The organism is Serratia sp. CY43202 (assembly GCF_052168755.1).
Taxonomy (GTDB): domain Bacteria; phylum Pseudomonadota; class Gammaproteobacteria; order Enterobacterales; family Enterobacteriaceae; genus Serratia; species Serratia bockelmannii.
Map to the genome: position 1 here is coordinate 16,299 of NZ_JBJNMB010000012.1, position 14,540 is coordinate 30,838.

15 protein-coding genes are annotated in these 14,540 nt (G+C 61.3%); 5 read left to right on the plus strand and 10 right to left on the minus strand.

Annotated features, from left to right (window positions below):
* Positions 1-4 precede the first annotated feature (4 nt).
* The 6 genes from tauD to ACJ8J5_RS22360 all read right to left on the minus strand — a co-directional run bounded on the left by tauD (position 5) and on the right by ACJ8J5_RS22360 (position 4,965).
* A complete protein-coding gene (gene tauD, locus ACJ8J5_RS22335; protein ID WP_169541284.1) occupies positions 5-853 on the minus strand; it encodes a taurine dioxygenase in 849 nt (282 codons plus the stop codon).
* Positions 850-1,686 (minus strand): taurine ABC transporter permease TauC, encoded by an 837-nt coding sequence (gene tauC, locus ACJ8J5_RS22340; protein ID WP_238968773.1) that lies wholly within the window; start codon positions 1,684-1,686, stop codon positions 850-852. The genes tauD and tauC overlap by 4 nt, the downstream gene beginning before the upstream one ends.
* Positions 1,683-2,450, minus strand: coding sequence for a taurine ABC transporter ATP-binding subunit (gene tauB / locus ACJ8J5_RS22345; protein WP_060435115.1), 768 nt, complete (start codon positions 2,448-2,450; stop codon positions 1,683-1,685). The genes tauC and tauB overlap by 4 nt, the downstream gene beginning before the upstream one ends.
* A gap of 9 nt (positions 2,451-2,459) precedes the next feature.
* Positions 2,460-3,455, minus strand: coding sequence for a taurine ABC transporter substrate-binding protein (gene tauA, locus ACJ8J5_RS22350; protein ID WP_414105003.1), 996 nt, complete (start codon positions 3,453-3,455; stop codon positions 2,460-2,462).
* 114 nt (positions 3,456-3,569) lie between these two features.
* Positions 3,570-4,352, minus strand: a complete 783-nt coding sequence (locus ACJ8J5_RS22355) for a PhzF family phenazine biosynthesis protein (protein ID WP_414105004.1) — start codon at positions 4,350-4,352, stop codon at positions 3,570-3,572.
* A gap of 10 nt (positions 4,353-4,362) precedes the next feature.
* The gene (locus ACJ8J5_RS22360; RefSeq protein ID WP_025304514.1) at positions 4,363-4,965 is read right to left on the minus strand and encodes a LysE family translocator; all 603 of its coding nucleotides are present in this window, start codon (positions 4,963-4,965) and stop codon (positions 4,363-4,365) included.
* 118 nt (positions 4,966-5,083) lie between these two features.
* Here ACJ8J5_RS22360 and ACJ8J5_RS22365 point away from each other — a divergent pair, with 118 nt between their 5' ends.
* The 3 genes from ACJ8J5_RS22365 to ACJ8J5_RS22375 all read left to right on the plus strand — a co-directional run bounded on the left by ACJ8J5_RS22365 (position 5,084) and on the right by ACJ8J5_RS22375 (position 7,315).
* Positions 5,084-6,064, plus strand: a complete 981-nt coding sequence (locus ACJ8J5_RS22365; RefSeq protein WP_025304515.1) for a hydrolase — start codon at positions 5,084-5,086, stop codon at positions 6,062-6,064.
* Positions 6,061-6,294, plus strand: coding sequence for a YheU family protein (locus ACJ8J5_RS22370; RefSeq protein ID WP_004930376.1), 234 nt, complete (start codon positions 6,061-6,063; stop codon positions 6,292-6,294). The genes ACJ8J5_RS22365 and ACJ8J5_RS22370 overlap by 4 nt, the downstream gene beginning before the upstream one ends.
* Before the next feature lie 151 nt (positions 6,295-6,445).
* Positions 6,446-7,315: a phosphoribulokinase gene (locus tag ACJ8J5_RS22375; RefSeq protein ID WP_049208849.1), complete on the plus strand. Its 870-nt coding sequence runs from the start codon at positions 6,446-6,448 to the stop codon at positions 7,313-7,315.
* Between the two features lie 38 nt (positions 7,316-7,353).
* Here ACJ8J5_RS22375 and ACJ8J5_RS22380 read toward each other — a convergent pair whose 3' ends face one another.
* A complete protein-coding gene (locus tag ACJ8J5_RS22380; RefSeq protein WP_025304517.1) occupies positions 7,354-7,761 on the minus strand; it encodes an OsmC family protein in 408 nt (135 codons plus the stop codon).
* A gap of 382 nt (positions 7,762-8,143) precedes the next feature.
* Here ACJ8J5_RS22380 and crp point away from each other — a divergent pair, with 382 nt between their 5' ends.
* Both crp and ACJ8J5_RS22390 read left to right on the plus strand, forming a co-directional pair.
* Positions 8,144-8,776 (plus strand): cAMP-activated global transcriptional regulator CRP, encoded by a 633-nt coding sequence (gene crp / locus ACJ8J5_RS22385; protein ID WP_004090925.1) that lies wholly within the window; start codon positions 8,144-8,146, stop codon positions 8,774-8,776.
* 50 nt (positions 8,777-8,826) lie between these two features.
* Entirely contained in the window at positions 8,827-10,905 is a 2,079-nt protein-coding gene (locus ACJ8J5_RS22390) for a YccS/YhfK family putative transporter (protein WP_025304518.1), read from the plus strand.
* Positions 10,906-10,945: 40 nt separating this feature from the next.
* Here ACJ8J5_RS22390 and argD read toward each other — a convergent pair whose 3' ends face one another.
* From argD to ACJ8J5_RS22405, 3 genes are all read right to left on the minus strand, one after another.
* Complete coding sequence (gene argD / locus ACJ8J5_RS22395; RefSeq protein WP_414105005.1) at positions 10,946-12,163, minus strand: bifunctional acetylornithine/succinyldiaminopimelate transaminase; 1,218 nt, start codon at positions 12,161-12,163, stop codon at positions 10,946-10,948.
* A 131-nt stretch (positions 12,164-12,294) separates the two neighbouring features.
* Positions 12,295-12,870, minus strand: coding sequence for an aminodeoxychorismate synthase component II (locus ACJ8J5_RS22400; protein WP_025304520.1), 576 nt, complete (start codon positions 12,868-12,870; stop codon positions 12,295-12,297).
* Positions 12,871-12,942: 72 nt separating this feature from the next.
* Complete coding sequence (locus ACJ8J5_RS22405; protein ID WP_414105006.1) at positions 12,943-14,466, minus strand: helicase HerA-like domain-containing protein; 1,524 nt, start codon at positions 14,464-14,466, stop codon at positions 12,943-12,945.
* Positions 14,467-14,540: the final 74 nt, after the last annotated feature.

Here is a 14,540-nt window from a genome sequence, read left to right on the forward strand (position 1 = left end):
GTTGTTACGCCTTGTAAAAGGGCCTATCCCCCAGAATGGTCGCGCGGTGCATGATGCGCCGCTGCGGCAGATAATCCGCGTTGGCGTAGTGCTGCGTCACGCGGTTATCCCAGATCGCCACGTCATTTTCCTGCCAGCGCCAGCGCACCTGAAACTCCGGTTTGGTGATGTGAGCAAACAGGAAGTTCAGCAAAGCGTCGCTCTCCTTCGGCGCCAGATCGACGATCCGCGTGGTGAACCCTTCATTGACGAACAGCGCCTGCCGGCCGCTGACCGGGTGAGTACGCACCACCGGATGCAGCAGCGGCGGATTTTTCTGCACCGCCAGTTGCCAACGCTGGTGTTCTTCTTCACTGCCGCGATGCTTGTACTCCGGGAACGACTTGGTGAAGTCATGCTCTGCGCGCAGCCCCGCGAGCAGCGTTCTGAACGGCGCCGACAGCGCCTCGTAGGCCGCGATGCCGCTGGCCCACAGCGTATCGCCGCCGGTGGAAGGCAAGGTCTTGGCCGCCAGGATCGCTCCCAGCGGCGGGTTCTCGATAAAGGTCACGTCGGTATGCCAGTTGTCGTTGTCCGGCGGGTTGTCGTCGTGGGTATCGAGCACGATGATCTCTTCCACGTCGGTGGCGTGCGGATAGACCGGATGGATGTGCAGATCGCCGAAACGGCCGGCCAGATCGCGCTGCTGCAGCGGCGTGATCGGCTGGTTGCGGAAGAACAGCACCTGATGCTTGAGCAGCGCATGATAAAGCTGTTCAAACTGGCCATCGCCCAACGGCCGGGCCAACTCGACGTTTTCCACCAGCGCCCCGATGTAAGGCCCCAGCGGGGTGATATTCAGACGTTCGTTCATTGCTGTACTCCATGCCACGGGGTCAATCGGCGCTGCAGGGCGCGCAGCCCCAGCTCCAACCCAAATGCAATCACCGCAATCACGCCGATGCCGGCCAGCACCACGTCGGTCGCCAGAAACTCACCGGCGGATTGCACCATAAATCCCAGGCCGCGCGTGGCGGCGATCAGTTCGGCAGCCACCAGCGTCGACCAGCCGACGCCCAGCCCGATGCGGATGCCGGTCAGGATCTCCGGCAGCGCGCTCGGCAGCACCACGAAACGCAGCACCTGCCAACGCGTGGCGCCCAGCGCGCGGGCGGCGCGCACCCGCACCTGCGCCACGCTGCGCACGCCGGCCACGGCGGACAGCGTCACCGGCGCGAAAATCGCCAGATAAATCAACAAGACTTTCGAGGTCTCGCCGATGCCGAACCAAATTACCATCAGCGGTAAATACGCCAACGGCGGCACCGGACGATAGATCTCAATCAGCGGATCGAGGATGCCGCGCACCGTGTCGTTCAGCCCCATGGCGATGCCCACCGGAATGCCGACGATCACCGCCGCCAGCAGCGCCACCAAAATGCGCCCCAGGCTGGCCGCCAGATGCTGCCATAGCGTGGCGTCCATAAAGCCTTGCGGGCTGGCGATGGTGATCAGTTGGTGCAGCACCTGCTGCGGCGCCGGCAAAAATAGCGGGCTGATCAGCTGCAGCGCCGTCACGCCCCACCAGACGATCAACACCGTCAACAGCGTGGCGCCGCTCAACCAAACGTTGCGCGGCACGCTGAAACGGCGCGCCGCTTTGCCCTGCGGCTGCGCCGCGGCCTTTAACGTGGAATGCAGGCTCATAGCAAGGCCTCGCGCTGTTGGAAAACTTTGCCCAGCACGTATTCGCGCTGCGCGATAAATTCAGGATCGGACTTAATCGAGCGGCAGGCTTCGCCGTCGGCATAGCGTTGGCCGAAGTTCAGCGACAGTCGCTCTACCACCTGCCCCGGCCCCGGCGACAGCAGCAGCAGCTCGCTGGCGAGGAACACCGCCTCTTCGATATCGTGGGTGATCAGCAGCACCTGCTTGCCGGTATCGCGCCAAATAGTCAGCAACAGCTCCTGCATCTGCTCGCGAGTAAACGCGTCCAGCGCGCCGAACGGTTCATCCAGCAACAGCAGGCGCGGATCCGCGGCCAGGGCGCGGGCGATGCCGACGCGTTGGCGCATGCCGCCGGAAAGCTGCCAGATGAAATGCCGCTCGTAACCGGCCAGACCGACGCGCTGCAGCATCTGCTCCGCCACCTGGCGGCGCTGCGCCTTGCCGACGCCGGCCAGCTGCAGACCGAACTCGACGTTGTCCACCACGTTACGCCACGGCAGTAAACCCTCATGCTGGAACACCACGCCCCGTTCAGCGCCCGGGCCGTGAACGGGCGTTCCATCCAGCGTGATGCTGCCAGCTGAAGGCTCGATAAACCCGGCGATCAAATTCAGCAGCGTGGTCTTGCCGCAGCCCGATGGGCCGAGCACCACCACCAGTTGCCCGGCGGCGATCTGGAACGACACGTCACGCAGCACGGGCCGCCCCTGATACTCTGCTGAAAGATGATTGACGTTTAGCATCCTGCTTCCTTACGACTGCGGCGCAGCCTGCACCTGTTTCACAAAACGGTCGGTGACGTAAGCGCTGTAGTCGCTGTCGACCTGCGGGATCTTGCCCTGCTGCTTGAGAAATTCGGCGGTATCGCGGATTGCCTTGTCCACCGGCTGGCCGAGCTGGGCAACCTGATCGGCCACCGGCAGATAACGGTTCCCCTTCACCAGTTCCGGCACCTGCGCTTCCGGTACGCCGCTCAAGCGCGCCAAGGTGCTAAGATGGCTCGGATCTTTCAGCCACTGTTCCGGCGCCGTCAGGTAGGCCTTTTGCGCCTGCAGAGCGCTGGCGGCAAAGGCGGTCACCACGTCGGGATGTTTCTCGGCGAAGTCTTTGCGCACCACCCACACGTCCAGCGTCGGTGAACCCCACTCGCCCACCTGCGCGGAGTCGGTCAACACCTTGCCTTGTTTGGCCAGTTCGTTGACCACCGGCGCCCAGACGTAGGCGCCGTCGATGTCGCCGCGCTGCCAGGCGGCGGCGATGGCCGGCGGCTGCAGATTGAGGATCTTCACCTGTTCAGGCTTGATGCCCCAATGTTTGAGCGAGGCCAGCAGGCTGTAATGAGTCGTAGAAATAAACGGCACCGCAATGCGCTTGCCGATCAAATCCTGCGGGTTTTTGATGTCATTCTTCACCACCAGCGCTTCAGAACTGCCGAGCTGCGAGGCGATGAGGAACACTTCGATGGGGAGTTTTTGGCTGGCGGCCACCGCCAGCGGGCTGGAGCCGATATTGCCGATCTGCACGTCGCCGGAGGCCAGCGCACGCAGCACGCTGGAGCCGCTGTCGAACTTACGCCAGTCGACGGTCGCACCGGACTGTTTGGCGAAGCTGTTTTCCGCCTGCGCCACCTTGGCCGGTTCTGCCGACGTCTGGTACGCCACGGTCACGTCCACCGCGTAGGCGCTGGCCGCGCAGAGCGACAACGCCAGCAGCGCCACGTTACGTAAGGAAAAGAGTTTGCCCGCCATGTTCCGCTCCGTTGATAAAAATCTGTTCAGTTGCTGACAGTTTTATCTGAGCGATGACGGGCGATAAAAGAATAAAAAAGTCTTCTTTATTACCTTGAGTAATATAACCGCAGATTACAGCGCGATACTTCCGTGCAGGAACACATGAGCATAGCCACCGAGCAGCGTGCGATCCCCTTGCAGTTCGCAGAACAGTTCGCCGCCGCGTGCCGAGATCTGCTGCGCATGCAGCCGATGGCGGCCGAGGCGCGCCGTCCAGTAAGGCATCAATGTGCAATGCGCGGAGCCGGTCACCGGATCCTCGCCGCCGTCGAGCGTGAAATAGCGCGAAACGAAGTCCACGGTGTCACCCGGCGCGGTGACGATCACCGCGCGGCCGGCCAATGCGATCAGCGCCGGGATGTCCGGGCACAGCGCGCGCACCTGCGCCTCATTTTCCACCACCACCAGCAGCGCTTTCGCCTGCCACACTTCCTGCGGCGGCACGCCCAGCAGCGCCGCGAGGCCCGCCGGTTCGGCGACTTTCTGCGGCGGCCTGGCGGGGAAATCAAGCACCAGCCGCTCCCCGTCCCGCTCATCGCGCTTGACGAACAGCTCGCCGCCGGCCGAACGGAAGCGAATATCCTTCAGCGCCGGGTTAACCGCGCTGAACATCACATGCGCCGCCGCCAGCGTGCCGTGGCCGCAAAGATCGACCTCACGCTCCGGGGTAAACCAGCGAATGGCGGTCATGTCGCCGTCATCCCAAACAAAGCTGGTTTCCGGCAGGCCGATCTCGTTGGCGATCGCCTGCAACCGCTCCGCCGGCAGCGGCTGCGTCAGCAGGCAAACCCCGGCCGGGTTGCCGCGCAGCCCTTTGCCGGTAAAAGCAACCACGTGATAATAATTTTCCGCCATCGTTCACTCCTTAATGCCAGATCAGTAACACACAGGCTGCGGTCAACAACCCCATGGAAACGTTGAAGATAACCCAGGCCTTTTTGCTGCGCAGCAGGCGGCCGATCAGGGTACCGAACGCCAGCCAGATAACGCCGGCGACGATGTTTACCGCCAAAATGCCCAGTGCGATCGCCGCGATGGAACCGTTGTACTTATCGCCCGCCAGGCTGAAGCTCGCCACCGCGCCCAGCGCCATCAGCCAGGCTTTCGGGTTGAGGAACTGCAGCAGCCAGCCCTGATACAGCCGCACCGGCTGCGGCGGCGCCACGTCGGTTTCCAGCTTTTCATAGGCGGCGGTGGCGACTTTCCACGCCAGCCACAGCAGGTACAAACTGCCGAGGATTTTCAGGATCAGGTGCAGCGACGGGTAAACCAGGATCAGGCTGCCGACGCCGAAGGCCACCAGCAGCAAAATGCTTTGCATGCCGAGCATGATGCCAATCATCAGCCACAGCGAACGCATAAAGCCGAAGTTAGCACCGGAGGTGGTCAGCAGCAGGTTATTGGGGCCTGGCGTGATGGCGGCGACCCACAGGAAGCCCAGCATCGAAAGGAATAAACTCGGTTCCATGGCACGGGTGCTCCTCACCCAAGGCGCTTTTTTGCAGTATCATTGTTAATTCTTGGTATTGAAGCTAACAGTGCGCTAGGGATCTCACAATAGCCGCCCATAACATTTTACTCAGCCTATGCCTAACACCTTTCGCCCCCTGACCGGGGCCAGTAACCCGCACCTGCAAACGCTGTTGCCGCGGCTGGTGCGCCGCCGCGTGTTATTGAAACCGCATTGGCAACGGCTGGAATTGCCCGACGGCGACTTCGTCGATCTTGCCTGGAGCGAGGATCCGGCGCAGGCGCGCGACAAACCGCGCGCGGTGCTGTTCCACGGCCTGGAAGGCAGCTTCTACAGCCCCTACGCGCATGGCCTGCTCAACGCCTGGCGTGAGCGCGGCTGGCTCGGCGTGGTGATGCACTTTCGCGGCTGCAGCGGCGTGCCCAACCGCAAGCAGCGCATCTACCACTCCGGTGAAACCGAAGACGCGCGCTTCTTCCTGCGCTGGCTGCGCGACCGCTACGGCGAGGTGCCAACCGCGGCGGTAGGCGTTTCGCTCGGCGGCAACATGCTGGCCTGCTATCTGGCGCAGCAAGGCGCCGACAGCCTGCTGCAGGCGGCGGTGGTGGTCTCAGCGCCGCTGATGCTGGAACCCTGCGCCTACCGCATGGAGCAAGGCTTCTCCCGTGTCTATCAGCGCTATTTGCTGGGGCAACTGAAACAAAACGCCACCCGCAAACTGTTGCACTACCCGGACACCCTGCCGCTCAAGCTGTCACAGCTGAACGGTTTGCGGCGCATCCGCGAGTTCGACGACGCCATCACCTCGCGCATTCACGGCTTCAGCGACGCCACCGACTATTATCGCCGCTGCAGCGCTCTGCCGCTGTTGCCGGCGATCCAAACGCCGCTGCTGATCATCCATGCGAAGGACGATCCCTTCATGACCCATGAGGTGATCCCCGACGTCGCTGGCCTGCCGCGCAATATCGAATATCAGCTGACCGAGTTCGGCGGCCACGTCGGCTTTGTCGGCGGCACGCTGAAAAAACCGCACATGTGGCTGGAGCATCGCATTCCGGCCTGGCTTTCCCCTTATCTGGACATCCCGACGTGATCATTCCCTGGCAAGAACTGGCAACCGACACCCTGAACAGCCTGATCGAATCCTTTGTGCTGCGCGAAGGCACCGATTACGGCGAGCACGAACGATCGCTGGAACAGAAGGTGGAGGACGTGCGCCGCCAGCTGAAAAACGGCGAAGTGGTGCTGGTGTGGTCAGAACTGCATGAGAGCGTCAACATCATGCCGCGCGGCCAGTTCCGCGCCGGGCAGGAAGAAATTTAGTGGCGTTCGGTTCTATGACTGACGGAAAAAATCAGGTAACAATGGGACATTGCAAACCAGCGAGCGCCATTTTTTCCTGACATAGAGAGCGTCAACAAGAGCCACAATAATCCCCTGACGCCGGCGCATTCAACACGGAGTGACAACCACCATGTCTGCCAAACATCCCGTTATCGCGGTGACCGGTTCCAGCGGCGCCGGCACCACCACCACCAGCGTGGCGTTCCGCAAAATCTTCCAACAGCTCAACATTCGCGCCGCCGAACTGGAGGGCGACAGCTTCCACCGCTACACCCGGCCGGAAATGGACGCGGCGATCCGCAAGGCGCGCGATCTGGGCAGACACATCAGCTATTTCGGCCCCGAGGCCAACGACTTCGGCCTGCTGCAGCAGAGCTTTATCGAGTACGGCAAAAACGGCACCGGCCGTTCGCGCAAGTACCTGCACACCTACGACGAAGCGGTGCCCTACAATCAGGTGCCGGGCACCTTCACCCCGTGGGAGCCACTGACAGCGCCGACCGACGTGCTGTTCTACGAGGGGCTGCACGGCGGTGTGGTCACCGAACACCATGACGTGGCCAGCCACGTCGATCTGCTGGTCGGCGTGGTGCCGATCGTCAACCTGGAGTGGATCCAGAAGCTGATCCGCGATACCGGCGAGCGCGGCCACTCCCGCGAGGCGGTGATGGATTCGGTGGTGCGTTCGATGGAAGATTACATCAACTACATCACGCCGCAGTTCTCGCGCACCCACATCAACTTCCAGCGCGTGCCGACGGTGGACACTTCCAACCCGTTCGCCGCCAAAGCCATTCCCTCACTGGATGAAAGCTTCGTGGTGATCCACTTCCGCGGGCTGGATCAGATTGACTTCCCCTATTTGCTGGCGATGCTGCAGGGCTCGTTTATCTCGCACATCAATACGTTAGTGGTGCCGGGCGGCAAGATGGGGCTGGCGATGGAGCTGATCATGGCGCCGCTGGTGCAGCGATTGCTGGAAGGCAAGAAGATCGAATAAATGCGTTGAGCGCGGCGGCGGGCCGCGCTCCGTCTCGATTACGCCGGTTGGCGGATCTCGAAACTGTGGGTCACCGTGGCGGCCTTGTTGAGCATCAGCGCCACCGAGCAGTATTTCTCCGCCGACAGGTTCACCGCACGCTCTACGATTTTGTCGGTCAGATCCTGACCGGTGACGATGAAGTGCAGATTGATATGGGTGAACAACCGCGGGGCTTCTGCACGGCGCTCGGAGGTCAGCTTCACCTCGCAGTCGCGCACGTCGTTGCGCCCTTTTTGCAGGATGGACACCACGTCAATCGCGCTGCAGCCGCCCACCGACATCAGCACCATTTCCATCGGGCTCGGCGCTTTATCGCCGGCGTTGCCGTCCATCAGCACCTGGTGGCCGGAGGCCGATTCACCCAAAAACGTTAACCCTTCCACCCACTTAACTCTTGCCTGCATTCTGGTCACTCCGGTTAATTTCTTAAAATCAGAGTACGCTTTCGCATAGAAACAGGCAACGTAACCTGATGCTAATCATGCTGAAGCGAGACAACACGAGACACCCGCCTTACTCTGTGCTACAAACAGAGCCGCAATAAATCTTTCCGGGACACTGAATTTCAGGGAAACGCCCAGAGAAAGGCTCCTTTACCGGTATGTTAACAGAATGTAGCTTGCAGCGCTTACGGCAAGTTAATATGCTAGAGCGACAGCGTATTTTTATGACACGCCTCAAAACTTGCCGGTAGCCCTCGCTCATGACTGCGGCTACAGGCGGGTTTTACAGGGAACTCTGACCCCTGTGACACAAGGCAGCGATAACAACAGAGGATAACAGCGAATGGTTCTCGGCAAACCGCAAACAGACCCTACTCTCGAATGGTTCCTGTCTCATTGCCATATCCACAAATATCCATCGAAGAGTACGCTGATTCACCAAGGTGAAAAGGCCGAAACGCTTTACTACATCGTGAAAGGCTCCGTCGCGGTGCTGATCAAGGATGAAGAAGGTAAAGAGATGATCCTGTCCTACCTCAACCAGGGGGATTTCATCGGCGAGCTCGGATTGTTCGAAGAAGGCCAGGAGCGCAGCGCCTGGGTTCGCGCGAAAACCGCCTGTGAAGTGGCCGAAATTTCCTACAAGAAATTCCGCCAGCTGATCCAGGTGAACCCGGACATCCTGATGCGCCTGTCCGCCCAAATGGCGAGCCGCCTGCAGGTTACCTCCGAAAAAGTGGGCAACCTCGCCTTCCTGGACGTGACCGGCCGCATCGCGCAAACCCTGCTGAATCTGGCGAAGCAACCCGACGCCATGACTCACCCGGACGGCATGCAGATCAAGATCACCCGTCAGGAGATCGGCCAGATCGTCGGCTGCTCGCGTGAAACCGTTGGCCGTATTCTGAAAATGCTGGAAGATCAAAACCTGATTTCCGCCCACGGCAAAACCATTGTCGTCTACGGCACCCGTTAATCCCTGAAGAAACGGCGCAATCTGCGCCGTTTTTTTGTCTGCTCTCTGCCATGTGGCGCCGTCTGATCTACCACCCGGAAATCAACTACGCACTGCGACAAACGCTGGTGTTGTGCCTGCCGGTGCTGTTTGGCTTGTTGATAGGCCAGCTGCAGCTCGGCCTGATGTTCTCTCTGGTGCCCGCCTGCTGCAATATCGCCGGTCTGGACACGCCGCATAAGCGCTTCTTTAAACGGCTGATCGTCGGCGGCTCGCTGTTCGCCTTCAGCAGCGTGCTGTTGCAACAGGCACTGCTGTGGCACGTGCCGCTGCCGGCGCTGATGCTGGGCCTGGCGCTGCTGCTCGGCGTTACCGGCGAAATCAGCCCGCTGCACGCCCGGCTGTTGCCGGCGGCGCTGGTGGCCGCCATCTTCGCTCTCAGCACGGCCGGCACGGTGCCTGTCTGGCAGGCGCCGCTGCTGTACGCGATCGGCACCGTCTGGTACGGCTTATTCACCTGGTTCTGGTTCCGGCTGTGGAAAGAGCAACCGATGCGCGAGACGCTCAGCCAGCTCTATCTGGAACTGGCGGACTACTTCGAAGCCAAATACTCCCTGCTGACTCAGCACACCGATCCGCAGACCGCGCTGCCGCCACTGCTGGTGCGCCAGCAAAAGGTGATGGATCTGATCAGCCTGCTGTACCAACAGCTTAATTTCCTGCCGCACGCCAACAACCTCGATCAAAAGCGACTGCAGCGCGCCTTTCAGGTGGCGATGGATCTGCAGGAGCACATCACCGTCAGCCTGCATCTGCCGGAGGAAGTGCAAAAACTGGTGGAGCAGAGCCAGGCCGAAGCGATCATTCGCCGCAACGCTCAGGTGATCGCCGGCCGGCTGCGCGTGGTGGCGCACGATATACTCTACCATCAACATTCGAAGCGCTTTTCCATGGCCCACGAGCTGGCGGCGCTGGAAAAAATGGCGGCGCAGCATCCCGATAACCCGGTCGGCCAGTTTTGTTATTACCACTTCAGCCGCATCGCCCGCCTGCTGCGCACCCAGCATCCGCTGTACCGCCGAGATCTGATGCCCGGCCAGCACCGCCTGCCGTTTTGGCCGGCGCTAGCCAGCTATCTGTCGTTCAAATCTACCGCCCTGCGCAACGCCGCGCGGCTGGGGGTGACGCTGGCGGTCGGCAGCAGTCTGGGGGCGGTGTTCAACCTGCCGAAGCCTTACTGGATCCTGCTCACCATCATGCTGGTGAGCCAAAACGGGTATAACGCCACCCGGGTGCGTATTCAGCACCGTGCGCTGGGCACGATTGCCGGGCTGTTGCTGGCGGCCGGGCTGCTGCAGCTGCAGTTACCGGAAGGCGAAACGCTGAGCATCATGCTGGTGATCACGCTGCTAGCCTACCTGGTTTCACGCAAGAACTACGGGCTATCGGTGATTGGCTTTACGGTGACGGCGGTTTACACCTTGCAGCTGCTGGCGCTGAACGGCTCGCATTTTCTGGTGCCTCGTCTGATTGATACCTTGATCGGCTGCGTGCTGGCGTTCGGCGGCACCATTTGGCTATGGCCGCAGTGGCAAAGCGGGCTGCTGCGCAAGAATGCCCATCAGGCACTGGAAAACGATCAAGCCGCGCTGCGGCTGATGCTGGAACAGCCGGAGCCGGACGCCACCGCGTTGGCCTATGCCCGCATGCAGGTCAACCAGGCGCACAACGCGCTGTTCACCTCGCTCAATCAGGCGATGCAGGAGCCGGGATTCGCGTCGAACTATCTGGCGGATATGCGTTTATGGGTCACTCACAGCCAGTTTATCGTCGAACACCTGAATGCCATGACCATTTTGGCGCGCGAGCACTATATGCTGACGCCGAAGCTGGCGGAAACGTATCTGCAAACCTGTGAAATTGCGCTGCAGAGCTGCCAGCAACGCCTGGAGTACGACGGCCCGAGCAGCGGCAGCAGCGGCATCATGCAGCCGCCGGATCTGCATCCGGAGATGCCCGTTACCGAGATGGAGCGTCATTTGCGGCGTATTCTGTCGCACCTGAGCGTGATGCACACCATTTCGTCGCTGGCCTGGCGCCAACGCCCGCACCACGGCATTTGGCTCAAGCGCAAACTCCGCGATCAATAAGGGCGCGGCATGCCGCGCCCCGTTATTCGTCACACGGGCTTCAGGCGTTGATCACATCCTGCACCGCCAGCTCGAACAGCGCCATGCCGGCCTCGATGTCCTGCGGCTCCACCACCAGCGACGGCGCGAAGCGGATCACGTTCGGCCCGGCGTTGAGGATCATCAACCCACGCGCAGCGGCGGCGGTGAGGAAATCGCGCGCTCTGCCGTGATAATGCGGCGTCAACTCGGCGCCGATCAGTAACCCCATGCCACGAATGGCGGTGAAAATACCGTATTTATCGCCGATATCCTGCAAAGCCTGCACATACAGCGCGTGGCGCTGCTCGATGCCGCTCAGCACCTCCGGCGTATTGATCACATCCAGCGCCGCCTCCGCCACCGCGCAGGCCAGCGGGTTACCGCCGTAGGTGGTGCCGTGAGTGCCCACCTGCATCACCGACGCAATCTCTTCGGTGGTCAGCATGGCGCTGACCGGGAAACCACCGCCCAGCGCCTTGGCGGTGGTGAGAATGTCCGGCGTCACGCCATAATGCATATAGGCGAACAGCTTGCCGCTTCGCCCCATGCCGCTTTGCACTTCGTCGAACACCAGCAGCGCCTGATGTTGGTCGCACAGTTTGCGCACGCCTTTGAGGAAGTCGGCGTCGACCGGCGTAATGCCGCCCTCTCCCTGAATCGGCTCCATCACCACCGCGCAGGTATGGTCGTCCATCACCGCTTTCACCGCCGCCAGATCGTTGAACGGCACGTGCACGATGTCGGCCGGCTTCGGCCCGAACCCGTCGGAATATTTGGCCTGCCCACCCACCGACACGGTGAACAGCGTGCGGCCGTGAAACGCGTTATAGAAGGCGATGATTTTGGTTTTATAGGGGCTGTGGCGGGTGATGGCGTAATGACGCGCCAGTTTGAACGCCGCCTCGTTGGCCTCTGCGCCGGAGTTGGCGAAGAACACCCGGTCGGCGAAGGTGGCGTCGATCAGTTTGCTCGCCAAACGCAGCGCCGGTTCATTGGTGAAGACGTTGCTGGTATGCCACAGGGTTTCGCCCTGGCATTTGAGCGCCTCGACCAGCGCCGGGTGGCAGTGTCCCAGCGCCGTCACCGCGATGCCGCCGGAAAAATCGATGTACTCTTTTCCCTGCTGATCCCAGACCCGGCTGCCTTTGCCGCGCACCGGAACAAACTGGGCGGGTGCATAAACAGGCAGGATCACCTGGTCAAAGGTGCTGCGGCTCACTGCGGATTTGTCAGTCATTTTCGGCTCCACCCTGAAGGTTTTTCAGCGCTATCGCGATGTTATAGTGAAAATATAATCACGAAATATGCATAAAAAAACACTAAAGCGCAAATGCAAAACGCCTGACGGGCGAAAAAAACGCGAAGGGATTAACGCCTGAGAAAATTATCCAACAGCTGATGGCCCTGCTCGCTGAGCACGCTTTCCGGGTGGAACTGCACCCCTTCCAGCGCCAGCGTGCGGTGGCGGATGCCCATGATCTCGTCGCGCACGCCGTCGCGTTCGCTCCAGGCGGTCACTTCAAAGCAATCCGGCAGCGTATCGGCTTTCAGCACCAGCGAGTGATATCGGGTCACGGTCAGCGGATCGTTCAGGCCGCGAAACACGCCGACGCCCAGATGGCGAATCGCCGAAGTTTTGCCGTGCATCACCGCGCGGGCGCGCACCACTTCGGCGCCGAACGCCTGCCCCAGCGCCTGGTGCCCCAGGCATACGCCGAGGATCGGCAGCTTGCCGGCGAAATGACGAATGGCGGCCAGCGAGATACCCGCTTCGTTCGGGGTACAAGGGCCGGGGGAAATCACCAGATGCTGCGGCGCCAGCCGCGCGATATCGGCCAGCTGCAGCTCATCGTTGCGCTTCACCAGCACCTCGGCGCCCAATTCGCAGAAGTACTGGTAAAGGTTATAGGTAAAGGAGTCGTAGTTATCGATCAGCAGCAGCATGTTAGGTCCGGCAGAGAAAAACGCCGCCATAGTTTACTGATTTAACCCGCCGCTGCCGACGATAATTTCCGCTTACTTTTTACGGCCGCCGGTGATCGAGCCCAGTACGCCGCGCAGGATCTGCCGGCCGAGATCGCGCGCCATGCTCTTGGCGGCGGTCTGGACGATGCCGTCGCGTTTGCCGCCGCGCGGGCCGGTGGAACCGAACAGCAGCTCGTTCAATCCGTCCATCAGGCCGCCGCCCGTCTGTTGCTGCGCTTGCGCCTGCGGTTGCTGCCCCTGCTGCGCAGTGCCGACGGTGGCGAAGCCGCCCGACGACAGCTTCTCGTAGGCCGACTCGCGGTCAATCATGTCTTCATAGCGGCCATACAGCGGCGACTTGTTGATCGCGCTGTTCAGCCCTTCCGCACCGAGCATGCCCATCTTGGATTCCGGCGCGATGACCATCGCCCGCTCCACCACGTTCGGCCGGCCCTTCTCGTCGAGGAATGACACCAGCGCTTCGCCCACGCCCAGCTCGGTGATCGCCGTTTCGGCATCGAAGGCCGGATTGGCGCGCAGGGTTTGCGCCGCCGTTTTCACCGCCTTCTGATCGCGCGGCGTGAAGGCGCGCAGCGCATGCTGTACGCGGTTGCCCAACTGGCCGAGCACGCTGTCCGGGATATCCAGCGGATTCTGGGTGACGAAGTAAATGCCGACGCCTTTGGAGCGGATCAGGCGCACCACCTGTTCGATCTTGGTCAGCAGCGCCGCCGGCGCGTCGTTGAACAGCAGGTGCGCTTCATCGAAGAAGAACACCAGCTTCGGCTGTTCAGGGTCGCCCACTTCCGGCAGATGTTCAAACAGCTCGGCCAGCAGCCACAGCAGGAACACTGAATACAGCTTCGGCTGATTGATCAGCTTGTCCGCCGCCAGCAGGTTGATCACGCCATGACCGTTGGCGTCGGTTTTCATCAGATCGTTGATGTCCAGCATCGGCTCGCCGAAGAACTGGTTGGCGCCCTGCTCTTCCAGCGTCAGCAACCCGCGCTGGATGGCGCCGATCGACGCGGCAGAGATGTTGCCGTACTGAGTCTGGAATTGTTTGGCGTTATCGCCGACGAACTGCACCATGGCGCGCAGGTCTTTCATGTCCAGCAACAGCAGCGCGTTGTCATCGGCAATTTTGAACACTAGCTGCAGCACGCCGCTTTGCACCTCGTTCAGATCCAACAGGCGCCCCAGCAGCAGCGGCCCGAGATCGGAAATCGTGGCGCGGATCGGGTGGCCCTTCTCGCCGTAAATATCCCACGGGATAATGGTGCAGGCCTGCGGCTGCCAGTCGGTGACGCCAATCGCCACCAGGCGCGCCTGCAATTTCTCGGAAGGCACGCCCTCGGCGCCGATGCCAGACAGATCGCCTTTCACGTCCGACAGGAACACCGGCACGCCAATGCGCGAGAACTGCTCGGCCATTTTTTGCAGCGTCACCGTCTTACCGGTGCCGGTTGCCCCGGTGATCAGCCCGTGGCGGTTGGCCAACGCCGGCAAAATCACCAGATCCTGTTCCGGTTTTCCGTCTTTCATCGCCTTGGCGATAATCCGTGGTTCACTCATTTTCTGTTCCTTTGACGCTGACGCGGCGCGAAACGCGCCTGTTGATGCAATAAAGCTATAAGCGCCGCGTAACC